Source organism: Amycolatopsis sp. NPDC039088 (genome assembly GCF_055598845.1).
Map to the genome: position 1 here is coordinate 192287 of NZ_JBVKAE010000001.1, position 22408 is coordinate 214694.

The following is a 22408-nucleotide window of genomic DNA, read 5'->3' on the forward strand; positions in this document are numbered from 1 at the left end:
AAAGACTTTATCCGGCTCGTGAGTGATTCGGGCCGTTCCGACGAAACCGAATCATTCACGACCAATGCCCCGTCCACATCGGATCCCGTTTCTCGGCGAAGGCACGGGGGCCTTCGATCGCGTCCGCACTCCGCCGACGGCGCTCTTCCCAGAAATACGAAGTGGTGAACGCCTCTTCGAGCCGGAGGTCGACCGATCGCAGTGCGGCCTCCTTGATCGCGCGGATCGAAAGCGGGGCAGCGCGCACCAGGCTATCGGTCCATTCCGCGACGCACCGATCCAGTTCGGCGAACGGTACGACCTCGTTCACCAGTCCGTGGCGAAATGCCGTGGCCGCGTCCATCCGGCGCCCGGTCAGCAAATACCCCATCGCCACCTTCTGCGGCAGCTGCCGCGGCAGCCGGAACACCCCGCCCGCTCCGGCGATCAGGCCGAGCCGGACCTCCGGCAGGGCGAAGACCGCGTCCTCGGAGGCGATGACGATGTCGCAGGCGAGCACCAGCTCGAAGCCGCCACCCAGCGCGTAACCGTGCACCCGGGCGACCACCGGTTTGGACAGGGTGAACCGGTCCGTCAGCCGCGGATGACCTGGCTGTCCCCCACTGCCGAACGTCGAGGGCGGCAGGCCGGACTCGTCGAGCCGCGCGCGTTCCTTGAGGTCCTGCCCCACGGAGAACGCGCGGTTCCCGGCACCGGTCAGAACCACCACCCTGATCTCTTCGTCGGCCTCGACGTCGTCCCAGATCCCGGCGAGTTCTTCGTGCATCCGCCGGTTCATCGCGTTCAGCACTTCGGGCCGGTCCATCGTCACGTAGGCGACGTGGTCCTTTTTTTCGTACCGCACCACGGTTTCGCTCATCGCGATCCCCCCGCGAAGCCGCCCACCTTGCCGATCACGTCCGCACCGTAGATGCGCAACGCCTGCTGCAGGGCGAATTCGGCCATGTACCCACGGAATCCCTCGAGCGGTTCCTCGGCCAGGTTCACCATGCGCCGGTTGGCCCGCACCGCGTCTCCGTCGAGTCCGGCCAGCGCGCCCTCGATCGCCGCGTCCATTTCTTCCGGCGGGACGACCTCGTCGACGAGCAGCCGCGCGCCCGGCTCGTTCGCGTGGATCCGGCGGCCGCCGAGGATCACCTGCCGGGCCACCCGCGGTCCGGTGAACCGGGAAAGCCGGAAATTCGACGCCCCCGGAATGATCCCCTCCGTCGCCGCGGGGAGGGAAAAGTAGGAGTCGGAAGCCGCGATCACGTGATCGAAGACCAGCAGGAGCTGGGCCCCACCGCCGATGGCGAAGGAATCGACGGCCGCCATCCACGGCTTGTCGACGGATCTCGAGTGCCACGAACCGTCCGTGAAGAGGCCACGAACGATTTTGTGGATATAGCCCAGTTCCCGCCGCAGGAGGAAATCGACGAGGGGGATGTCGCCCGAGCTCAGCTTCTTGAGGTTGATCCCCGCGCAGAACACCCGGCGCCCCTGATAGCGGGGATGGCTCATCTCGCCGCCGCGCAACATGCCCACCCGGACGCACGGGTCGAGCAGCGCGAGGTCGACCGCGGTCTCCATGTCGTCGACCTGCTGGGCGTCCTCGGCGTTCAGGCAGTCGTCCCGGCACAGGGTCAGATACGCGACGCCGTCACGGCGCTCCAGCCGGACGGCCTCCATCCGCACGACGCCGGACTCGACGAACTCCGGCAGCAGAGCCAGCGCCCTGGCGGTGGGCCTGAGCATGGCGTCGAGCAGATGAGGACCGGCCTTGGGGGCACGCAGGATCCCACGCAGGAAGATGCCCTGGTCGATCTCGCGCCCTTCCTTCTCCGCCTGCTGCCGCGAGCGCTCGGCCGCCATCTGCTCTTCCGTGGGCACCAGACCGGGATAGGCCAGTGCGGCGGCCCGGACGAGTTCGTCGATACGCAGGTACCGGGTCCGGCCGTCGGTGAGCGCGTCGTAGATCTCCTCGGCGTGCGTCGACACGAAGTCCGTGCGCAGGGTCCTGATCTCGTCCAGCGCCGAGGACGCCGCGTCGCGCTGCGCGTCCGTCCGGGCGGGCGGCGACGGCAGCCCGGCGAGCAGCTCGTCGACTCGCCGCGCCGCCTCCGCCAGGGCTCGGTGGCCGAGCCCCCGCGAAGGCGACATCGTGCGGGCATCCGTTGTCACGGCTTGGCTTCCCGTCGCAACGCCCGGTCCGCCGCGGCCAGGTGCGCGCCGAGCGCCTCCTCGAAGGTGGTCGAGCCCGCTTCGAAGATCAGCTGCCTGCGAATCGCCAGCTCCGCGCCGTCCGTGACATTGTCCAGCTCCGCCAACGTCTTCGCCGGGTTCTCGGACACCTCGTCGATCAGGTTGAGGGCGAGCGCGCGTTCGGTCCCGATCGGGGAGCCGAGCAGCACGGCCCGCCGGATACCCGCCGCACCCGCCTGCTGGGTGAGCCGGTAGACGGTCATCCCCGGCCAGGTGGCATCGCCGACGGAAGCGAGCCGCAACCGGGTCCCCGGCTCGGCGATCCGGACGTCGGCGGCGAGGATGAGGTCCAGTGCCGGTCCGGCGCACTCGCCCGACGCCACCGCGGCGGTGAGCCTGCCCAAGCGCTCGAACCGGCGCACGGCCCGTTCCCACTTGGAGACGAGGCCGACCGCGAGCCCCTTGGTCCAGTCGGCGGGCGGGGCGCCCGTGACGTAAATGGTGACCAGCCCCGATTCCCGCTGGTCCTCGGCGCGATCGCAGAGGGCGCCGAGCTCCTCGACCACCGCGGCCGACAGCGGCCGGGAGCCGTCGAACCGCAGCACCAGTTCACCGTTCACTTCGTTACGCGTCACCATTGGATAAGCGCCATTTCGATTGTGGAGCCAGGCCCCATGGTCATGAGCACGCCGTAGTCTCCGGGGCGGGCGACGTCCTCGTCGGCTAACCGCTCGTAGGAGAAGAGAAAGGAGCCGCTGGAAAGGTTCCCGTAATCGCGGAGCACACCGGTGGTGTGGCGCACGTCGTACCGGCTCAGGCCGAGGTTGACGACGACCGCGTCGACCACCTTCTTGCCGCCGGAATGCACCAGCCAATGGCCGATGTCGCTGCGGCGCAGTCCCGTACCGGAGAGGAGCCGGTCGACGACGATCTCGGCGTGCGCACCGACCACGTACGGAATCTGCGGGTCGAGGAAGAAACTGAACCGGTCCTGGTCGCGATCCCAGTCGTAGCGCATCGCGTCGACCGCGTCGGTGATGATGTAGCTCGCGAACTTCAGGACACGCGGGCCCGGCACGCGACCGTCGCCGGAAATCACGGCCAGCGCCGCGGATCCGTCGCCGAACAGGCTGTTGACCACCGCGGTCCGCATGGTGCCGTCCAAAGCGTAGGCGGCGGAACACGCCTCGCTGCACAGGACGACGCCGAGTTCACCCGGGTGCGCCGCGGACCAGCCCGAGACCACGTTCAGCGCGTTCAGGCCGGCGTTGCAGCCCATGCCGACGATGTCCGAACGGCTGCAGTGCGGGTCGATCCCCATTTCGCGGATGATCAGCGCGCTCAGGCCGGGCGTCAGGAAGCCGGTCGAGGTGACACAGCACAGGTGACGCAGGTCCGAAAGCGTCGCTCCCGCCGACTTCAGACAGGCTTCGAGCGCCCGGCATCCCATGTCGACGGCGATCCGCTTGTGTTTGTCGAGGAGGTCACCCTGCGGTTCGGAGACGCGTCCCCCGCCTGGACTCTCTGGTGGAAGTGTGAGAAAGCGCCGATCGATCGCGCTGTTCAGGAAGACCGATCGGATCTTGGGGTCCTCTACGTCGAGGATTTCCAGGAGCTCGGATTGCGAGTAGGACGTGGTGGAAACCGCGGTGCCCACCCCGGCGAACCGGGTGATCTCGGTGAGTCCGTTGTGGACGGAAAGGTCCGCAGCGGGTTCGGCAATGGTAGTCATCGATACATCCACCCCCATGTTCTGAGCTTGCTTCGAAGCGGCTGCTTGTACTGCGCAGCGGGCATAGCTCTCACCTTTCGCTGATATCGGTGGTTGTTTTCGAAAGTAGGCTTGTCCGAACTCGACGGTCAATGGCGTCCAAGGGGGCTGCCCACTCACGACCAACCCAGCCCACCTCTTACCGGCAGCCTCAAGTCAGGCCTCGAGCGGAACCGCGGAATACCGCCGTTCGAGCTCCAGGCAAGTGGCATAGTCGGGCAGCAACCCTTGCCGCTCCGCCTCGGCGAGGGTGATCGCCACCCGGTCCCGATCGGACAGGATCGGTTCGACGCCGGCGCCGACGTCGATGGGCAGCCCGAGCGCGGGATCCAGGACCGAGAGGGCGAGTTCGTTCTGCGGCACATAAGCCGTGGACAGCAAATACCACATGGTGGTGTCGTCTTCGAGCGACACGAACGCGTGGCCGACACCCACGGGGAAGTACACCGACCGATGGTCTCGCTGGTCCAGCAGGACCGCGTCCCACCGGCCGAACGTCGGCGAACCGACCCGGATGTCGATCACGATGTCCAGGGCAGCGCCGCGCGCGCAGTAGACGTACTTCGCGGTACCCGGTGGTGTCGTGGTGTAGTGCACGCCCCGCACCACGCCGCGTTTGGATCTGCTCTGGTTCGTCTGCGCCACCCGGAAAAGCGGGCCGCCATGGGCTTCGGCGAAGGCTTCCTCCTGGAACGGCGAGACGAACAGGCCCCGGTCGTCGGGGAAGACCCGAGGGGTGAACTCGATCGCACCCTCGACGGCGAGTTTGCGTGCTTGCACGGCTACTCCTGATGCTGGAGTGGTCAGAGGGTGGACAACACTTCGCGGACCGCGTGGACGACCTTGTCCTGCAGATCGGGGGAAAGCGCGGGGTACATCGGCAGCGAGAAGATCTCGCCTGCCAGCTTTTCGGTGACCGGCAACGAGCCCTTCTCGTAGCCGAGGTGGGCGAACCCGGTCATGGTGTGCACCGGCCACGGGTAGCTGATGTTCAGGTGGATGTCGTATGCCTTGAGGCGCTCGATGATGTCGTCACGACGCGGGTGGCGCACGACGTACACGTAGTACACGTGCTCATTGCCCGGGACCGTCCGCGGGAGCTTCAGCTCGGTGTCGCCGAGCCCGTCGACGTAGCGCTGCGCGATGGTCCGGCGGTCGGCGATGTAGGTGTCCAACCGCTTGAGCTTGCGCCGGAGGATTTCGGCCTGGATCTCGTCGAGACGGCTGTTGTGCGCGGGCGTTTCCAGCGTGTAGTACTGCTTGTCCATGCCGTAGTAGCGCAACCGCCGCAGCCGTCGATCCACCGCTTCGTCGGAGGTTATGGTCGCGCCGCCGTCGCCGTATGCGCCGAGCACCTTGGTGGGGTAGAAGGAGAACGCGGCCGCGTCACCGGTCGAACCCGCGACGGTCCCGTTCTGCCTGGCACCGTGTGCCTGGGCACAGTCCTCCAAAATGGACAGTCCGTGCTTCGCGGCGAGTTCCTTCAACGGGGCCATGTTCACGCACTGGCCGTACAGGTGCACGGACAGCAGGCATTTGGTGCGCTCGGTGATGGCGGCTTCGACCTGGTCGGTGTCCATCAGGAAATCGTCCTCACGGACGTCGACGAAGACGGGAGTCGCACCGGTGCCGTCGATGGCGACCACGGTCGGGGCCGCGGTGTTCGACACCGTGATCACCTCGTCGCCCGGCCCGACGCCCAGTGCCTGCAGGCCGAGTTTGATCGCGTTCGTCCCGTTGTCGACGCCGACACAGTGCCCGACCCCGTGGTACGCGGCGAATTCCGCCTCGAAACCGCGCACGCTCGCGCCGAGCACGAGCTGCCCCGAATCGAAGACCGTCTCGACCGCGTCCAGCAGGTCGAGCCGTTCGGCCCGGTATTCCGCCTGGTAATCCCATACACGCGTGGTCATGTGCGAACCCTTCCCTGAACTGATGACGTCAAAGCGGCGACGGTGCGGCGCACCCCGTCGGGCAGCGAGATCTCCGGGCGCCAGCCGGTGATCGCCCGGAAGGAGGTGGAATCGATGGTGATGCTGCGAAGATCCGTCTCGGGCGCGTGTGCCGGTGGTTCCACACAGGTCACCTCGACCGGGTCCTCTCCGGTCTGCCCGGCCATTTCCCTTGCCACGAGCCGGAAGACCTCGCCCAGCTGATCGCCCCGGCCCGCCCCGAGCAGCCAGTGGCCGCCCACCAGGGAATCCGGGTGATCCAGTGCCGCGGTGAACGCCGCCGCTACGTCGTCGACGTGGAGCAGGTCGCGGCGCACCGTGCCGTCGCCCCAGACGGTGAGCGCCCGGCCTTCGAGCGCGCGCCGCGCCATGGCGGACACGACACCGCGGTCGTGGTTGCCGCCTTCCACCGTGTTTTCACCGAAGATCGTCGGCAGCCGGAGGCTGATACCGCGTACCACGCCGTCGACCGTGGCCTTCTTGAGGATCTCTTCCGCCGCCAGCTTCTGCACGTCGTAGGGGGTCGCCGGATGATCGGGCTCGCTCCCGTCGAGCGGCTCCCTCGGCGGCACACCGACCTGGGTGGTGCTGCCGGCGAACACCACCAACGGAGGCTCCCCGTCTCCGCTGACGACCTCGACGAGGTCTCGCATCACGCCGACGTTCACCCGTTCCGCCCCCTCGGCCGCACGCCATCCGCCGTCGGCCAAGAGCAGGTACACGACCGCGTCCGATCCCGCGACCGCGTCGGCGAGCGCGGCGCGGTCGGTGAGGTCGGCGGCGACGACGGTGATCTCGGCCCGGCCGGGCGGCGGGGTGAACCGCCTGCGCGCCACCGCCCGCAACCGGATCGGCCGTCGCGCCAGTGCGCGCGTGACGGCCGAACCGACGAAGCCCGACGCGCCGAGGACGGTGATCGTCTTCATGTCACACACCTCGCCGAGGCTGTGCCGACGCGGCGTTGAGGCAGGCGAGAAGCGTACGGGCCTCGACGTTGACGTAGTGCCCGTGCCGGGTGAGCGCGGTGAGCTGCGCCGGCGTGACCCAGGCGTAGCCGGGCGGCGGATCGAACGTTTCGTCCGCCTCGACCGCGAGATAGCGGGCCCTGACGTTGAGGAAACGGCCGCCTTCTTCGGAATGTATCGCCTCGTAGCGGATCCGCGACGGCGGCGCGTTGAGGACGGTGTCGAGGAAGAGCGGGCGGCTCTCCGCGGGCAGATGCGCGTAGTTCTGGGGCGTGCACTGAACGGTCGGCGCCAGCTCGACCGTGTCCACGAAACCGCCGTCGACCCTGGCGTGGGCCAGAACGTGCGGCACACCACCGATCTCGCGCATGAGGAACGCGGCGACCCCCAGCCCGACCGATTCGAGCAACGGCTGGGTCCAGCTGATCTTCTCGCGGTTACTGCCTTTCACCGCGACGGCCAGGACCTTGAAGTAGAGGCCGTCCTCGTGCTCGATCGCTTCGACGCCCTGCTTCCACCCGGTCACGTCCTTGAGCGGAATGCGGGTGGCACGCACGTCGTGCCGCGACCGCTCGTTGGTGAACCACGACAGGAGCTGGATGTCGGAGAGCAGCGCGCCGGGCGCCTCGTCGTGGTAGGGAAGACACGACAACACGCTTCTCGCGTTCATGTTGATCGTCTCGTCCTCGTACATCAATTCGGCGATCTGACCGAGGGTGAGCCAGCAGAAGTCGTCCCACATCGGCACGTCGTCGTCGGTTTCGACGATCATGTTGCGATTGCTCTTCCGGAAGAACCAGGATCCTTGCTCCGCTTGGAGAACGTCGACGATGACCCGATCGGGGTCGGGCGGGGCGAAGTACTCGATGAGTTTGACGTTCGTCCCGCCGTGCGCCTTGGTGTAATTGCTGCGCGTTGCCTGCACCGTCGGCGAGAGCTGGACCAGATTGGGGTTTCCCGGCTCCATCTTGGCCTGCATGAGAAAGTGCAGGACCCCGTCGAACTCCTTGGCGAGGATGCCGAGGATGCCCACTTCGGGCTGCTTGATGACCGGCTGCCGCCATTCGCGGTACGGGCCGTCACCGTGCGGGCCGTCCTGTTCGACCACGTGCAGGCCCTCGATGGCGAAGAACCGCCCGCTGCTGTGCACCAGATTGCCGGTCCCGCTCTCGAACCGCCACTGGTCCAGCGCCCGGAAAGGGATGTGTTCGACCTGGAAAACGTTGGCCTCGCGGCGTTCGGCGATCCAGGCGCGGACGTCCTCCGTGCGCATCTGCACGCCTTCGGTCGTCGCGGCCGACAAGGCGATGCGGTCCGCGTGGTCGTGATCGTCGCGGGGACGCACCGTGCCGGGTGGCACCAGGCAAGGCTGCATCACAGGACTCCCTGTCGTCGAGCGTCCATCGGCCGGGGTCCGGCGAACGGACTCAGCCCCGGCCGGTGCGGTACGGACCGTCATCGATACATCCACCCCCATGTCCTCTGACAAGGTAGCTTCGGCCGATCTCGGCGGAACAGATCGTCCAATCCCCTTTTCCTGCCGGATTTTTCGCATGCCGACGCCGGATCCACCCATTCGGCGGAGGCTCTCCATCAGTTAGTCCATAGTGGACAGCTCAGAGCGGCCGCTCCCGTTGGCTCGCCGCCGGTTGCGAATCCCACGCCCGGTGCTCGTTCTCCCGCACCTGCTCCTCGGCGGTCTGCTCCAGCCTTTTCATCGCGAACCGCAGGATCGGTGGCGCCATCAGCGAGGTGACGATCGCGACGAGGATGACGATCGTATAGATCTCGACGCTGAGAATGCCCAGCCGCAGGCCGACCATGGCGACCACGATTTCGATGACCCCGCGCGCGTTCAGTCCGGCGCCGAGCGCCAGTCCTTCCCATTTGTTCAGGCCGCTGAGCCGCGCGCCGGCGTAAGCACCGACGAATTTGCCGATGATGGCCAGTGCGAGCACCGCCAGCCCGGTCAGCAGGACCTGCGGACGGATCAGCGCGGTGAGATCCATCCGCAGCCCCGCGGTGGCGAAGAAGACCGGCGCGAAGACCGACAGCACGACCGTGCGCAGGGGGGCGAGCTTGGCCGGATCGACCTTGCCCGCGGTGCCGATCAGGATGCCACAGACGAAAGCCCCGAAAACCGATTCGAGGCCGAGTGCCTGGGTGCCTGCCGAAGCGAGCAGTACCAGCACGACGACGACGCCGACGGTGAGCCCCGGCCCCTCGGACTTGGCGGCGACCCGCAACGCGCCCCTGGCCAGTGGCCTGCCGAGGGTGAGCGCGAAGACGACGATGAGGATCAGGTAAGCGAGGGAGAGGAGCACGGTGCCGGTGGTCACCGCGTGGACCGCCATCGCGCTGACGACCGACAGCATGAACCAGCCGAACGCGTCGTCGATCGTGCCCGCGGCGAGCGTGAGCTGCCCGACGTTGCGGTGCAACAGGTTCATGTCGATGAGGGTCTTGGCGATGACCGGGATGGCGCTGACGCACATCGCCACGCCGAGGAACAACGCGAAGACGGTGATGTCGGTGCCGTCGGGGATCAGCATCTTGGGCAGCACGAAACCCGCGCCGATACCCAGGCCGAGGGGAACGATCAACCCACCGAAGCTGACTCCCGCGGCCGCGCCGCCGCGACGGCGGACCATCCGCATGTCCATCTGCATACCGGTGAGCCCGACCAGCAGCAGGACACCGATCTGCCCGACGGCGTCGAGAAGGTGGTACTGCTCGGCGACGGCGGGGAACAGCCAGCCGTGCAGGCCCGGCGCGGCCCAAGCCAGCAGCGAGGGGCCGAGGAGTACCCCGACGAACAGTTCGCCGACGACGGCAGGCATCCCGAACCGGGCGGCCAGCCGTCCGAAGACCACGGCGAGCAGGAGCAGCAGGCCGACCTGGAGCAAGAAGACCAAGAGACTGTGTGCGGCGATCGGCGCGATCGGCGCGGGAAGCGAGAGAAGCACCTTCCTCCTTCGGGAAAGCTCGGATCGACGTCAGGCGATGGACCCGCCGGCGGGACATAACCCATAGTGAGAAACCCGCGTGCCCAGCCGGGCGGCCGCGCTCACCGAGTCACATCCCGCGAGCCCCAACGCGTTCCGGAATTCGACGGCGAGCAGGTCGAGCAGCTGCCGGGCACCGTCCTCGCCACCCGCGGCGAGCCCCCACATCACCGGCCGTCCGACCAGGACGGCCGACGCCCCCAGCGCGATCGCCTTCAGGATGTCCCCGCCGCTTCGAATCCCCCCGTCCAGCAGTATCTCCCCCTTCCATCCGGAAAGGGCGGCGGCGATTTCACCCAGCATTTCGATTCCCGGAACCGCACCGTCCAACTGACGACCTCCGTGGTTGGACACCACGATTCCGCCGACCCCCACGTCGACGGCACGGCTCGCGTCTTCGACGGCGAGAATACCCTTGAGCAGTACCGGAAGGTCCGTATTCGCACGAACGGCTTCGACGGATTCCCAAGTGGCCGGTGCGAATTCCCGCGCGGTGTGGTCCGCGACCGCCGAATGCCCGTGGGTACGGCGATGCGCGGCCACACCGGCGTCGAAGTTGGCCGCTGTCACGGAGTTCGGCAGGGCGAAGCCGTTCCGCATGTCCCGCAGACGCCGTCCCATCCACGGCACGTCGACGGTGAACACGATCGCCTCGCAGCCGGCGTCCTCCGCGCGGCGGACGAGTTCGAGCGAGCGTTTCTCGTCGCGCAGCCAGTAAAGCTGGAACCAGGATCGTCCACCGACGGCCGCGATCTCCTCCAGCGGGACACTGCTCAGGGTGCAGATGGTGTACGGCACGCCGGCGTCCCGCGCCGCGCGAGCCGCCGCGAGCTCACCCTCGGGATGGAACAACCGCTGGTACGCGATCGGGGCGACCGCCATCGGCAGCGCGGCGCGCCGTCCGAGAAGCTCGGTCTCGATGGTGCCGCCCGCCAGCTCGCGCAGCATCCGGGGGACCAGGAAGATCCGCTCGAGCGCGGCGCGGTTGGCCTCCAGCGAGGTCTCCGCGCCGCTGCCCCCGGCGAGAAAATCCCAGATCTCGCCGGGGAGTGCCTCCCGCGCCGCGCGCTCGAGGTCGTCCGGACAGAGGTGCGTCATCGACGGGCGGGGCCGAGCTTGCTCTGCCCGGTCCGTTCCAGCTCCACGGCCTCGTACAGGGCCTTGATGTTGGAGCTGCCGAAGGTGCCGGCGCCCTGCCTCTCGATGATCTCGAAGAAGATGGTCTTACGCGGATGCGTGGAGGCGGTGAAGATCTGGAACAGCTGGCCGCCGTGATCCTCGTCGGCGAGCAGCTTCGTCTCCCGCAGATCGTCCAGCGAATGCGTCTCCAGCTCGATCCGCTCGCCGAGCAGGTCGTAATAGGTGTCGGGAGTCTTCAGGAATTCCACCCCGCGCGCGGAAAGCTCCTTGACCGCGCGGACCGCGTCCGCACTGGTGAAGGCGATGTGCTGGACGCCCGCGCCGTGGTGTTCCTTGATGAAGTCGTCGATCTGGCCGGGGTCGGCGGTCTTGTCGGGCTCGATCAGAGTGAGCGTGACCTCACCCGACGCGCTCTGCACGACGGTCGAGTTCATCGCCTGGGCACCGACCACGATGTGCTCCTCGAAGATCTGCTTGAACCCGAGGGCGCGCTCGTAGTACGCCACCGTCGGCACGAGATCCCCCGCGTTCAGGCAGACCGCGAAGTGATCGATCGCGAGCAGGTCGACGCCTCCCCTGCCGCGGAAGGCTTCCGGCGATTCGACGGCTCCGTCGCGCTGGATCAGGGTGTGCACGACATCGCCGAAACCGCTGACGGTGGCCGTGATGACCGAGTCCGCCCGCTCACCCGGCTCGCGGATGGGTTCCGCGCCCGCGCGCACCGCGGCCTCGAAAGCGGCGGCCACGTCCGAAGTGCGCAGCGCGATGTCGGCCACCCCTTCGCCGTGGGTCTGCAGGTACGTCGCCCCCGGGTGCCGGTCCGAAGTCGGCTCGGTGAGGACCAGCGCGATCGGCCCCTGCCGCAGCGTCACACTCCGGTGGTCGGCCGACCGGTCGGTGGAGGCGGCGGTGAAACCGTACTTGTCCATCCAGCCGGACGCGGCCACCTCGAGATTGGCCACATACATTTCAACATAGTCGATCTCGAAATTCTGCATGGCTTCTTGAGAAGACAAGACATTCCTCCGTGGAATAGATGTGTTCCTCATTCACAGGATGACGCGAGGTCGATTTCGCATCAATGGTGTCCGCTTGACAGTTGAGTCCACATTGGACGGACGCGGCGATCAGCGCCCGGTGAACCGCACCGCTAGTTCCCGGTATCCCTGCACGACGACCGCGCGCAACCAGGTCGGTTCCTTCACCAGTTCCACTCGCGACACCCGTTCGGCCAGCTCCCGCAGCACGACCGCCAGTTCGATCCGCGCGAGGGCGGAGCCGAGGCAGTGGTGCAGTCCGTGGCCGAACGCGATGTGCCGATTGGGTTTCCGCCCGGCACGGAACGTGTCGGGATCGTCGAACACGGCGGGATCCCGGTTCGCGGCCGGAAGCCACGCGACCACCGGTGTGCCGGACGGCAGGTCGTGACCGTTGATCGTGACCTCGCCGGTCGACACCCGCAGCACATGCATCGCGGGCGAGGTCCAGCGCAAGACCTCGTCCACGACGGTGTCGATGTCCGCGCTCCCGTCCCGTACCTCGTCCAGCAGACCGGGCACCGTGGCGAACGCGTGCACCGCGCCGGTGATCGCGTGCCGCGTGGTCTCGTTGCCGCCGATCAACACGTTGTCGCAGTTGAGCAACACGTCGTCGGTCGTGAGCTCGTCGTCGGCCACCAGCGTGCCGACGAGGTCGTCACCGGGCTGCTTGCGGCGCGCGGTGATCAGCTCGTCGAAGTAGACGAGGATCTCGGTGTGCGCCTGCCGCGGCGTCATCCCGTCGAACAGTTCGTCCTCACCGCCGAACGCGTGGTTCGTCAGGTCGATGAGCATGTCCTGGTCCACCGCGGGCACCCCGAGGATGTCGCAGACGACCGCGGCGGGGATCCGCGGGCCGATCGCCGCGGCCACGTCGCACACCTCACCGTCGAGCACGCGGTCGAGCACGCCGCGCACCTCGGCCGCCACCCGGTCCGACAGCTTCCGCGCGGCCGCCCGCGAGAGCAACGGCCCCACCAGTTTGCGGAGTTTGCGGTGCTGATCCTGTTCGGAGACCACCATCATCTGGCCACCGGAATTGTCCGGGTGATCACGGTCGAAGCCGATCATCATCCCGTACTCGGAGGTGAACGGGGCGGACGGCCCGAGGACCGCGGCGCACGCCCGGTGCGAGAACACCGACCAGAAGCCGGTGGGTGAACTGCCCGGTTCACTCCACACCATCGCGTCTTCCGCCGCGAACTCGCGCCAGCGGGTGTGGCGGTCCAACGTCGTGTACAGATCGGGGTTGCCGAGGTCGACGGCTGTCGTCGTCTGCATGAAACGCCTCCAGGTCAGGTGAGTGCGCCGTCGAGCACCTTGGCGAGCTGTGCCACGGTCGGCGCGTCGAAGAAGGCCTGCACTCTCAGCCGGATCTTCAGGCTTTCGCGGATGCGGCTCACGAGACGGGTCGCGAGCAACGAGTGGCCGCCGATCTCGAAGAAGCTGTCCTCGACGCCGACGCTGCCGACACCGAGCACTTCGGCGAACAACTCGGCGAGGATGATCTCCGTCGGCGTGAGCGGCGCTCGTCCCGTCCTCACCCGCCCGGCGTTCTCCTCCTCGGGAGTGGGCAGGGCGGCTCGGTCGACCTTGCCGTTCGGCGAGATCGGGAGGCTCGGCAAGCTGACGACCACATCGGGTACCAGATACGCGGGCAACCGCTTTCGCAGCGGTGGCAGAAGATTCTCGGCCGACACCCGCTCGCCCGCGGTACCGACCACGTAAGCGACGAGCCTGTTCTCGTGCTCGGTCACGACCGCCTGTGCCACACCGTCGGCCGCGAGCAGCGCCGTCTCGACCTCACCCGGTTCGATCCGGTGGCCACGAACCTTCAGCTGGTCGTCGACGCGGCCGACGAAGACGAACTGGCCGTCCGAACGCCGCCGCACCCGGTCTCCGGTGCGGTACATGCGGCCGCCCGGCTCACCGAAGGGATCCGGCAGGAACCGCGCGGCCGTCGCGCCCGCTCTGCGGAGGTAACCGCGGGCGAGGCCGGGGCCCACCGCGTACAGCTCGCCGACGTCCCCGTCCGGGACGGGCCTCAGGCGATCGTCCAACACATACGCGCGGACACCGGTGATCGGCTTGCCGATCGGCGGCGTGCCGTCGCCGGTCAGCGGGTCGCTCGCGGTCACCGCGACCGTGGTCTCGGTGGGACCGTACGCGTTGATCATGACGCGGTCGCTCGCCCAGCGTTTCGCGACCGGCGCCGGGCACGCCTCGCCCGCGACCAGGAGCGTCACTCCCGGCGGCAGACCGCCGGCGTCCTCCAGCGGTGCCAAGGCGGACGGCGGCAACGTGATGTGGGAGATGCCCTGCTCCCGGACCAGCCTGGCGAGCGGTTCGCCCGGGACCAGGTCCGGCGCGGGCGCGAGCACCAGGCAGCCGCCGGCCGCCCACATCGGCCAGAACTCGGCGACGGCGGCGTCGAAACTGGGCGAGGCGAAGGCCAGCAACCTGTTGTCCGGCAGCAAACGCTGGCGGCGCACGTAGTCGGCGGCCAGATTCGGGATGCCGCGGTGGGTGACCACCACGCCTTTCGGCCGCCCTGTCGAGCCCGAGGTGTAGATGACGTAAGCGGGGTGGTCGGGCAGCAAGGGGCCGAGCCGGTCCCGGTCGGTCAGGTTCGGCTCGGACACGCCGGGCTCCCGCACGACGCTCAGCACGTCCCCGGTGTCCGAGACATCCTGTCCCGGCAAGCACAGCAGGCACTGCGCCGCCGCGTCGTCCAGCATGTGCCGCCTGCGTTCCTCCGGGTAATCCGGATCGACGGGCACGTAGGCACCACCCGCCTTGTGCACGGCCAGCATCGCGACGACGAACTCGATCGACCGCGGCATGGCCAAGGCGACCAGCCGCTCCGGGCCGACGCCGTGCGCCACGAGCCGCCGGGCGAGCCGGTTGGCTTCCGCGTTCAGCTCGGCGTAGGTCAGCGTGGTGGCACCCATCGCCACGGCCGGCCGGTCCGGCAGGGCCGCGGCGGTCGCCTCGAACAACGCGGGTGTCGTGCCCGCCGCGGGCACGGCGAGCTCCGGTGACATGGTCGTGCCGGTCATGCGGTCTCCCCCAGACGTGCGCCGGACCCGGAGCGAAGGAACCCGAGCAACTCGCGGTTCACCGCCTCCGGGTCTTCCAGATAGCCGAAGTGCCCGACACCGGAGACGGTGTGGTGTGTGGCGCCAGGGATCACGGTGGCCAGCTCCTGTCCCGCGGCGGGCGGCGCCACGAGGTCGTGTTCGAAGGAAATGACGTGGCAGGGCACCTTGATCGCGCGGTAGGCCTCGCGGCGGTCGGGCAGCGCGCTCAGCAGCAGCTGCGCCCGGACCCCCGGGCCCCAGGCCCCCGAAGCCTCGAACAGGTCCAGCCAGTCGGCGACGAGATCGTCGTCGGCGAGCGTCGCGGGCCCCAGGTTGTGCATGGCGCGGACGGCGGCGAGGAAACCCGGCGGCAGCTCGATACCCCGTTCGATCAGCTCGGCCTCGCTTTCGGCGAGCACCCGCTGGACGAGGCTGCTCCTGCCGCAGGCCGCCATCAGTACCACCGACTCCAGCGACTCCGGATGGGCGAGAGCCAGTTCCTGTGCGATGTACGAGCCCATCGACGTGCCGACCACGCGGCACGGGGCCGCGTCGAGGTAGTCGATCAGGGCGGCCACGTCCGCGACGAGGTCGTCGATGGTGAACCCGTCCGCACCGTCGTCGCTCGGCGGGATCCCGCGGTTGTCCATGGTGATCACGCGGAATCCGGCGGCGCGCAGTGCCGGCACCTGATTCAGGTCCCACACCGAGCTCGGCGCCCCGGTGCCGGTCAGCAACAGCACAGCCGGACCGTCACCTTGGTCGTGGTAAGACAACCGGATCCCGTTCTCGGTTGTCATCAGCATGATGTTCCTTCCCCGCTCGCCGCACATCCACGGCGCGCAGCGACATGGCAGCCGTCGAATTCCGCCGGTGCCGGTTTCCGTCTGATGTGGAACGTGCGATCCCCAGGTCCGCAGCGCACTCCCGTGACCGTACCTTCGGAGATCGATTATCTGGAAGGATTAGGTACTGGACATGGACGGAAAACCGGCGGTAATCGCGTCCACGCCACTGCTTGACACTTCGCCGCCGGATGGAAATCCTAGCATTTATGCATTCGAACGGTTTGTCCAATCATTTGGATATTAAATCGCTGCACGGATCGCTCACCGATCCTGCCATCTCGTCGATGAATCTGCTCAACGAGCTGATCGACAAATATCCGGTGGCCATTTCCATGGCGGCAGGCCGCCCGTATGAAGAGTTCTTCGACATCCAGCTCATCCACGACTATCTCGACGCCTACTGCGATCATCTCCGGCGCGACCGGAAAGTGGACGAGGCCGGGGTGACCCGTGCGCTCTTCCAGTACGGCACCACGAAGGGCATCATCGCCGACATCATCGCCCGCAACCTCGCCGAGGACGAGAACATCGACGTCGGCCCGGAATCCGTGGTGGTCACCGTCGGCGCCCAGGAGGCCATGTTCCTGGTGCTCCGCACGCTGCGGGCGAACGAGCGGGACGTGCTGCTCGCCCCCGCTCCCACCTACGTCGGCCTGACCGGGGCGGCGCTGCTCACCGACACGCCCGTGTGGCCGGTCCGCTCGGGTGAGAACGGCATCGACCCCGAGGATCTCGTCCTCCAGCTGAAGCGAGCCGACGAGCAGGGCAAGCGGGTGCGGGCCTGCTACGTGACCCCCAACTTCGCCAACCCCACCGGCACCAGCATGGATCTGGCGTCCCGCCACCGGCTGCTCGACGTCGCCGAAACGCACGGAATCCTGCTGCTGGAAGACAACGCGTACGGGCTCTTCGGCGCCGAGCGCCTCCCCACGCTGAAAGCGCTCGACCGATCGGGGACCGTGGTCTACATCGGTTCCTTCTCCAAGACCGGCATGCCCGGCGCCCGGGTCGGGTACGCGGTGGCGGATCAACGCGTGGCGGGCGGCGGCCTGTACGCCGACCAGCTCTCCAAGCTCAAGGGCATGCTCACCGTGAACACCTCGCCCATCGCGCAGGCGGTGATCGCCGGGAAGCTGCTGCTCAACGACTACAGCCTGACCAAGGCCAACGTCCGCGAGACCGCCATCTACCAGCGCAATCTCCACCTGACGCTGACCGAACTCGACCGCAGGCTCGGCGACCGCGCCGGGGTCCACTGGAACACCCCGACGGGCGGATTCTTCGTCACCGTCACCGTGCCCTTCGTCGTCGACGACGAACTGCTGGCCGACTCCGCCCGCGACCACGGCGTGCTGTTCACCCCGATGCATCACTTCTACGGCGGGAAGGGCGGGTTCAATCAGCTCCGGCTGTCCATCAGCCTGCTCACGCCGGAGCTGATCGAGGAAGGCGTGAACAGGCTCGCCGCATTGATCACTTCGCGACTGCCGTGACCTCTTGGGGGATCAGGGACCCGCTTTTGCTCACCCACCGCTCCGGCTCACGCCCCGAGAGCCGCACGCTGTGTGGTGATGGCTCGGCTATGAAGGAATTGGGAAACTCAACGTCCCAATTCCTTCATAGCCGAAATGGGTCGCACCACCCCACGCCAACCCGCATGTCAGGCGTAAGTCCGTGAAGGCCTCCTTCCCTACTTTCAAGGTAGGGAAGGAGGCCTTCACGGACTTCCTGGTTTGAGGCTTCCGGTGATGAGTGGGCTGGGCTGATCGTGAGTGGCAATGAGGGTTCTATTGAGGAGTAAGGCAAATATGGCGTATGGGTCCGGTAACGGCCGGGCCGTGAAGGACTCCTTGAGGGACCCAGAGTCCCTCAAGGAGGCCTTCACAGACTTGGAAATACGGGCAAATGCTACTCAAACGGACAATTTACCACGGTAAGCGTCCTTTATGGACGATCAGGGAAACCTCAGGCACCGTCGCTTAACTTCCTGGCATTGCGGCTGGGCCGAGAGAAGGGGGCCTTCACGCGCTCCCCAAGTACATGAAGGACCCCGTCCTGTACCTAGGTGCAAGGAAGGGGGCCATCATGTATTTCGCCGCGAGCCGGGCCCGCAGGTCACGAGTAGGTACCAAAGAGAGGGTTCGCTCTAGCCCGCATCGCCACTCGCAACCACATTCGACACGCCACGTTTGCCTTACCCCTCAATAACCCGAATCGCCACTCACGACCGTCGCGCTTCGACCAGCACCATGTCGTCACGGCCGGCGCCGGTGGAGGAGAACGGTTTCCGCGCGACGACGTCGAAGCCCGCCTGCCCGAGTTCCCGCACGATCCGGTCCACCGTGAGGAGCCGCCGGCGATGTGTGCAGACGACGAAGGGATCCGCGGTCTCGTCGGCGGGGTAGATGGTGATTTCCTCGATCTCCTCGGACGGCAGGATCTTCACGTGCAGTACGTGCTGCCTGCCACTGCGCCCGGGCAACTCCTGGCTGCGCTCCACCGGCTCCGCTTCGACGGGTTTCGTCAATTCCAGGCTGAGCAGGAATTTCCCCCCGGGCGCGAGATGCTCGAGAACCGACGCGTACAGGCCTTTCCGGTCGGCCTCGCCGAGTTCGTTGATCGAACCCGAGCTGATGACGACCGTGCCGAAGCGCTTGTCCAACGCGAAAGCGCTCATGTCCCCCTGGACCACCGTGCAGCGCTCCTGCAGGTCCGACGGGGCTTCCGCCAGCCGTTTCCGGAACGCGGCGACCACCGTGGCCGACAGCTCCAGGGCGGTCATGTCCCAGCCCAGCTCCAGGAAAGGGAACGTCAGCCTGCCCATTCCGGCCGCGAGCTCCAGCACCGGACCGGGATCCCCGGGAACGCGGGCCGCGAATTCCCGCGTTTCCAGAGTGCCGTCGGAGTCCTGGATCAAATCCCGATAGGTGTCCGAGCCGTCCTCGTCGTAGAAGTCGCACAGCACACCTCGCTCCCCCACCGAGGAAAGCAGGACGCCGGCGTGCGCGGTCCGCGCCGGGCCGCGCTCCAGTTGATCGGTCATCGGGAAACCCTCCTGGTCGACATTCGTCTCCGGCACGAGTCAGCCGTTGTCTTCGCGGGCGATGACCGGCCAGGTCGTTTCGCCGTACGCGCCCTGCGGCGAGCTTTTCCGGGCGTGCCTTTCCAACTGCGCGAAAAGGTCCTTTTCCGGGCCGTGGAGCATCGACATCTGCGTCGGATAAAGCCGCATCGCCTCGAACTTCCGTGTCCGCGCCGCCGGTTCGACGGACACGAAATCGGGAACACCAAGCCGGAAACCCGCCGGGAGTTCGGCGGCGCCCGGCGCGAACATCGCGTGCGGAAGGTCTTCCCACAGCCGCACCGGGATGTCCTTCTCCCGCGCGACGAGCAGTGTGGCGTCCCGCGTGATCTCGTTGTCGACATGTCCGCTGGCGGCCGCGCAGGTCACGATCAGCGTCGGGTCGCACTCGTCGACGATCGACGCGATTTCTTCCTGTACCGCGGCGAACAGCTCCGGATCACCCTGGGGCGACTGCGGTCCGATGGCCAGCTTCTGCCGTCCCGGCACGTTGTCGGCCAGCCATCGGCCGTCCGGCGACTTGCGATAGATGGCGTCGAGGAAACGGCCGTGCCGGTACTCGGCCCCCAGGTGGCCGAGCGCGGCGATGTCTTCCTCGCGGCGACGCAGCGAAGCGTCCTGATCCGGCGAGAGCCCCCAGATCGAGTGCAGCCGCTCCGCCGCCGGTGAGAACGGCGGCGTCGCGCTACCGGCGAACACCGTGTGGACGGTCACCTTCGCGCCGTCGCGTTCCGCCTGGGCGAGGCCTGCCCCGAAGGACAGGACCGCGTCGTCCAGATGGGGGGAGATCGCCAGTATCCGGTCCGCGCCGAGGTCGTGGGTCATCGCGGCCACGTCAGCTCACGTGCACATTCGGCACGTACCGGATCCACTGCCCGCCGGAGTCACGGAAAGCCTGCTCCGCGCTCATGATCTCGTCGGCGTGGTTCCAGGCGAACAGCAGCGCGTAGTCCGGGTGATCGTCGGCGAATTCCCGGTACTCGCGGACCGGGATGTGCTGGCCAGGGCTGAGCCTGCCCTGTTTGGCCGGGGTGGTGTCCGAGATGAACTCCACCAGATCCGGGGTGATGCCACAGAAGTTGGTCACCGTGGCGCTCTTCGCCGTCGCGCCGTAGCCGACGACGCGTTTGCCCTCGGCGCGAAGCTTGGTCAGCAACGCGATCAGGTCTTCCTTGATCTTCTTGACGTTGGCGGCGAAACCTTCGAGCGTGGCGTACTCCGCCAGCTTGCGCTCGGTCTCCCACGCCAGGAGCTCCGCCACGGCCTCGGTCGGCTTCCGTGCCCCGGCGAGGGCGAGGGTGTAGCGGACCTCGCCGCCGTGCACCGGGATGCGCTCGACGTCCACGAGTTCGAGACCGTTGCGCGCGGCCATCTCCTGGACCGAACGTGCGGTGAAGAAGAAGAAATGCTCGTCGTAGATCTGGTCGAACGAGGTGCGCTCCACGATGTCCCCGAGGTACGGGTCCTCGAACACGAACACGCCGTTCGGGCCGAGCAGGGTGGTGACGCCCTTCAGGATCGAGTCCATGTAGGGGATGTGGCACAGGGTGTTGGCCGCGTAGATCACGTCGGCAGGCCCGTCGTTCTTCCGGATGTCGGCCGCCGTCGCCTCTTCGAAGAAGTCCTTGCGGACGCGGATCCCCTTGGCAGCGGCCAGATCGGCGACGCCGCCGGAGGGTTCGACGCCGAGCTGGCGCACGCCCGCTTCGGCCACGGCCTTGAGCATGATGCCGTCGTTGCAGCCGAGCTCGACGATGAACGGGTCTTCGCCGGTCAGCTCCGTGGTCAGCAACCGCTTGGCCAGTCCGGTGAAATGCTCGCGCATGACGGCCGAACCGGACGAGTGGTAGGGGTAGGCCTCGTGGAACATCAGGTCCCTCGGGACCTCTTCCATCAGCTGCACCATCGTGCAGGAATCGCAGATCCCCGTGGCGAGCCGGAAGAAGAACTCCTTCTTCTCCTCGCCGGGAACCACGAACGCGTCCGAAAGCGGCTGTCGCCCGAAATCGATGAACTCGGTGACAGTGCCGTCACAGATACGGCACTGGGACGTGGTGGGCATGCGGTCTCCTCTGTGCTTTGTCGTCGAAGAAGTCGTGGCGCGCGGTCACGCGGGAACGGTGAGCTTGCCCTGTCCCGCGGCCTCGAACAGCAGTTCCGCGGCCATCGTCCGGCCGTCGGTGCGGGCCTGGTCCGCCACGGCCGCCACTCGCGCGCGGGTTTCCGGGGAAAGGGCCTTCGTGAGCGCGGCCGAGAAGGTGTCGAAGGTCGGGACCGGACGTTCCTCCAGCGCCACCCCGATTCCCAGCGCGGTCACGCGGCTCGCGAAGTACGGCTGGTCCGTGTGCCGGGGCAGCACGAGCTGGGGGATGCCCGCCCGTGCGGCCAGGTGCAACGTGCCCGCGCTGCCCTTGTGGAGGGCGGCGGCCACCCGGCCGAACAGTGCCTGGATGTTCACCTCGCCGACGGCGAAGCAGTCGGCCCCGTCGTCGGGCAGGTCCAGATCGGCCCAGCCGCGGGAAAGGATCACGCGGTGACCCTGGGCGCGGATCGCTTCGATGGCCGTCTTCGTGGCGTCGGCGAGTCCGGGACCGGACGCGCTGCCGAAACCGACGTACACCGGCGGTGGCCCGGCGGCCAGGAACGCCTCCAGATCCGCCGGTAGCGGCCGTTCGTCCGGCAGGATCCAGGCGCCGGTCTGCACGGCGTCGAGAGCCGGATCCACCGGGGCGAGGACGGCGTCCGCCGCCAGCCAGGGCCGCTCGCCGTAGCCGTAGCGGAAGACGTCGTCGACCGGGGCCAGGCCGATCGCGGCGCGCCTGTTGTTGAGCGCTTCCCCGTACCGCTCGGAGAAACGCTCGGCACGCTCGGCCCAGAGCACCCCGAAGTCGGTCACGCCCGGCGTGGTCCGCTCGTCCTCGGGCGGGTGATAGTTCGACGACGGCAGGTAGTTCGGGCTGTATGCGGCGTAGAAGTAAGGGATACCGAGCTTCTCGGCCACCGACCGCACACCGGTCGCGTGGGCCAGCTCGCCGGTCGCCACCACCACGTCACAGCCCTCGGCCCCCGGGGGGACCTGGTCGAACTGCATGTCGATCGCCATGGCCGCGAACTTGCGCTCCTCCTCGGCCGACGGCGGCGGCATTCCCTCCTGCAGCAGCATTCCCTCGTGCGCCAGTCCGACCGGCACATGCGGCACACCGGCTTCGGCGAGCCGGTCCGCGGAGGAAGGCGACGCGCACATGCGTACTTCCGCGCCGAGTTCCCGCAACCGGACCGCCAAGGCCACCAGCGGTTCGACGTCTCCGCGGCTTCCGCACGTCGACAACAGCACACGCATTTCGCGT

The 22408-nt window shown here is 67.7% G+C and carries 19 protein-coding genes; 1 reads left to right on the forward strand and 18 read right to left on the reverse strand.

Features of this window, described 5'->3' with window-relative positions:
- Window positions 1-55: 55 nt before the first annotated feature.
- From dpgD to ACZ7KI_RS00935, 14 genes are all read right to left on the reverse strand, one after another.
- Window positions 56-859: an enoyl-CoA-hydratase DpgD gene (gene dpgD, locus ACZ7KI_RS00870; RefSeq protein WP_470271181.1), complete on the reverse strand. Its 804-nt coding sequence runs from the start codon at window positions 857-859 to the stop codon at window positions 56-58.
- Window positions 856-2160 (reverse strand): (3,5-dihydroxyphenyl)acetyl-CoA 1,2-dioxygenase DpgC, encoded by a 1305-nt coding sequence (gene dpgC / locus ACZ7KI_RS00875; protein WP_470271182.1) that lies wholly within the window; start codon window positions 2158-2160, stop codon window positions 856-858. Before dpgC ends, dpgD begins: the two co-directional genes overlap by 4 nt.
- Window positions 2157-2801 carry an enoyl-CoA-hydratase DpgB gene (gene dpgB / locus ACZ7KI_RS00880; protein ID WP_470271183.1) on the reverse strand — a complete coding sequence of 215 codons (645 nt, stop codon included), beginning with the start codon at window positions 2799-2801 and terminating at the stop codon, window positions 2157-2159. Before dpgB ends, dpgC begins: the two co-directional genes overlap by 4 nt.
- An 11-nt stretch (window positions 2802-2812) precedes the next feature.
- Window positions 2813-3913: a 3,5-dihydroxyphenylacetyl-CoA synthase DpgA gene (gene dpgA / locus ACZ7KI_RS00885; protein ID WP_470271184.1), complete on the reverse strand. Its 1101-nt coding sequence runs from the start codon at window positions 3911-3913 to the stop codon at window positions 2813-2815.
- A 195-nt stretch (window positions 3914-4108) separates the two neighbouring features.
- Complete coding sequence (locus tag ACZ7KI_RS00890; RefSeq protein ID WP_470271185.1) at window positions 4109-4732, reverse strand: dTDP-4-dehydrorhamnose 3,5-epimerase family protein; 624 nt, start codon at window positions 4730-4732, stop codon at window positions 4109-4111.
- Window positions 4733-4755: 23 nt separating this feature from the next.
- Window positions 4756-5865 (reverse strand): DegT/DnrJ/EryC1/StrS family aminotransferase, encoded by a 1110-nt coding sequence (locus tag ACZ7KI_RS00895; protein ID WP_470271186.1) that lies wholly within the window; start codon window positions 5863-5865, stop codon window positions 4756-4758.
- On the reverse strand, window positions 5862-6830 hold the full coding sequence (locus ACZ7KI_RS00900) for an NAD-dependent epimerase/dehydratase family protein (RefSeq protein ID WP_470271187.1): 969 nt from the start codon (window positions 6828-6830) through the stop codon (window positions 5862-5864). The genes ACZ7KI_RS00895 and ACZ7KI_RS00900 overlap by 4 nt, the downstream gene beginning before the upstream one ends.
- Before the next feature lies 1 nt (window position 6831).
- A complete protein-coding gene (locus ACZ7KI_RS00905; protein WP_470271188.1) occupies window positions 6832-8244 on the reverse strand; it encodes an NDP-hexose 2,3-dehydratase family protein in 1413 nt (470 codons plus the stop codon).
- A gap of 241 nt (window positions 8245-8485) precedes the next feature.
- A complete protein-coding gene (locus ACZ7KI_RS00910; protein WP_470271189.1) occupies window positions 8486-9835 on the reverse strand; it encodes a cation:proton antiporter in 1350 nt (449 codons plus the stop codon).
- Window positions 9836-9865: 30 nt separating this feature from the next.
- On the reverse strand, window positions 9866-10972 hold the full coding sequence (locus ACZ7KI_RS00915) for an alpha-hydroxy acid oxidase (protein WP_470271190.1): 1107 nt from the start codon (window positions 10970-10972) through the stop codon (window positions 9866-9868).
- On the reverse strand, window positions 10969-12030 hold the full coding sequence (gene hppD, locus ACZ7KI_RS00920; protein WP_470271191.1) for a 4-hydroxyphenylpyruvate dioxygenase: 1062 nt from the start codon (window positions 12028-12030) through the stop codon (window positions 10969-10971). Before hppD ends, ACZ7KI_RS00915 begins: the two co-directional genes overlap by 4 nt.
- Window positions 12031-12141: 111 nt before the next feature.
- Window positions 12142-13332, reverse strand: coding sequence for a cytochrome P450 (locus tag ACZ7KI_RS00925; protein WP_470271192.1), 1191 nt, complete (start codon window positions 13330-13332; stop codon window positions 12142-12144).
- Window positions 13333-13346: 14 nt separating this feature from the next.
- A complete protein-coding gene (locus ACZ7KI_RS00930) occupies window positions 13347-15110 on the reverse strand; it encodes an amino acid adenylation domain-containing protein (RefSeq protein ID WP_470271193.1) in 1764 nt (587 codons plus the stop codon).
- Window positions 15107-15937 carry an alpha/beta fold hydrolase gene (locus ACZ7KI_RS00935; RefSeq protein ID WP_470271194.1) on the reverse strand — a complete coding sequence of 277 codons (831 nt, stop codon included), beginning with the start codon at window positions 15935-15937 and terminating at the stop codon, window positions 15107-15109. Before ACZ7KI_RS00935 ends, ACZ7KI_RS00930 begins: the two co-directional genes overlap by 4 nt.
- A 248-nt stretch (window positions 15938-16185) precedes the next feature.
- On the opposite strand from ACZ7KI_RS00935, the gene ACZ7KI_RS00940 reads away from it, so the two are divergent.
- On the forward strand, window positions 16186-17472 hold the full coding sequence (locus tag ACZ7KI_RS00940; protein WP_470271195.1) for an aminotransferase-like domain-containing protein: 1287 nt from the start codon (window positions 16186-16188) through the stop codon (window positions 17470-17472).
- 728 nt (window positions 17473-18200) lie between these two features.
- Here the strand turns inward: ACZ7KI_RS00940 and mpaM are convergent.
- The 4 genes from mpaM to ACZ7KI_RS00960 are packed head-to-tail and all read right to left on the reverse strand — an operon-like array spanning window position 18201 to window position 22401.
- Complete coding sequence (gene mpaM, locus ACZ7KI_RS00945; RefSeq protein WP_470271196.1) at window positions 18201-19022, reverse strand: daptide-type RiPP biosynthesis methyltransferase; 822 nt, start codon at window positions 19020-19022, stop codon at window positions 18201-18203.
- A 39-nt stretch (window positions 19023-19061) separates the two neighbouring features.
- Window positions 19062-19886: a PIG-L deacetylase family protein gene (locus ACZ7KI_RS00950; RefSeq protein ID WP_470271197.1), complete on the reverse strand. Its 825-nt coding sequence runs from the start codon at window positions 19884-19886 to the stop codon at window positions 19062-19064.
- Between the two features lie 10 nt (window positions 19887-19896).
- A complete protein-coding gene (locus ACZ7KI_RS00955; protein ID WP_470271198.1) occupies window positions 19897-21123 on the reverse strand; it encodes a methyltransferase domain-containing protein in 1227 nt (408 codons plus the stop codon).
- Window positions 21124-21168: 45 nt separating this feature from the next.
- On the reverse strand, window positions 21169-22401 hold the full coding sequence (locus tag ACZ7KI_RS00960) for a glycosyltransferase (protein WP_470271199.1): 1233 nt from the start codon (window positions 22399-22401) through the stop codon (window positions 21169-21171).
- Between the last annotated feature and the right edge of the window lie 7 nt (window positions 22402-22408).

Bases quoted from the DNA above. Each gene is read 5' to 3' on its own strand.
- ACZ7KI_RS00925 (WP_470271192.1), bottom strand. From the start codon at position 13,332: ATGCAGACGACGACAGCCGTCGACCTCGGCAACCCCGATCTGTACACG.
- ACZ7KI_RS00930 (WP_470271193.1), bottom strand. From the start codon at position 15,110: ATGACCGGCACGACCATGTCACCGGAGCTCGCCGTGCCCGCGGCGGGC.
- ACZ7KI_RS00895 (WP_470271186.1), bottom strand. From the start codon at position 5,865: ATGACCACGCGTGTATGGGATTACCAGGCGGAATACCGGGCCGAACGG.
- ACZ7KI_RS00955 (WP_470271198.1), bottom strand. From the start codon at position 21,123: ATGCCCACCACGTCCCAGTGCCGTATCTGTGACGGCACTGTCACCGAG.
- dpgA (WP_470271184.1), bottom strand. From the start codon at position 3,913: ATGACTACCATTGCCGAACCCGCTGCGGACCTTTCCGTCCACAACGGA.
- ACZ7KI_RS00940 (WP_470271195.1), top strand. From the start codon at position 16,186: ATGCATTCGAACGGTTTGTCCAATCATTTGGATATTAAATCGCTGCAC.
- mpaM (WP_470271196.1), bottom strand. From the start codon at position 19,022: ATGACCGATCAACTGGAGCGCGGCCCGGCGCGGACCGCGCACGCCGGC.
- ACZ7KI_RS00915 (WP_470271190.1), bottom strand. From the start codon at position 10,972: ATGACGCACCTCTGTCCGGACGACCTCGAGCGCGCGGCGCGGGAGGCA.
- ACZ7KI_RS00900 (WP_470271187.1), bottom strand. From the start codon at position 6,830: ATGAAGACGATCACCGTCCTCGGCGCGTCGGGCTTCGTCGGTTCGGCC.
- ACZ7KI_RS00935 (WP_470271194.1), bottom strand. From the start codon at position 15,937: ATGCTGATGACAACCGAGAACGGGATCCGGTTGTCTTACCACGACCAA.
- ACZ7KI_RS00905 (WP_470271188.1), bottom strand. From the start codon at position 8,244: ATGCAGCCTTGCCTGGTGCCACCCGGCACGGTGCGTCCCCGCGACGAT.
- ACZ7KI_RS00960 (WP_470271199.1), bottom strand. From the start codon at position 22,401: ATGCGTGTGCTGTTGTCGACGTGCGGAAGCCGCGGAGACGTCGAACCG.
- ACZ7KI_RS00950 (WP_470271197.1), bottom strand. From the start codon at position 19,886: ATGACCCACGACCTCGGCGCGGACCGGATACTGGCGATCTCCCCCCAT.
- dpgD (WP_470271181.1), bottom strand. From the start codon at position 859: ATGAGCGAAACCGTGGTGCGGTACGAAAAAAAGGACCACGTCGCCTAC.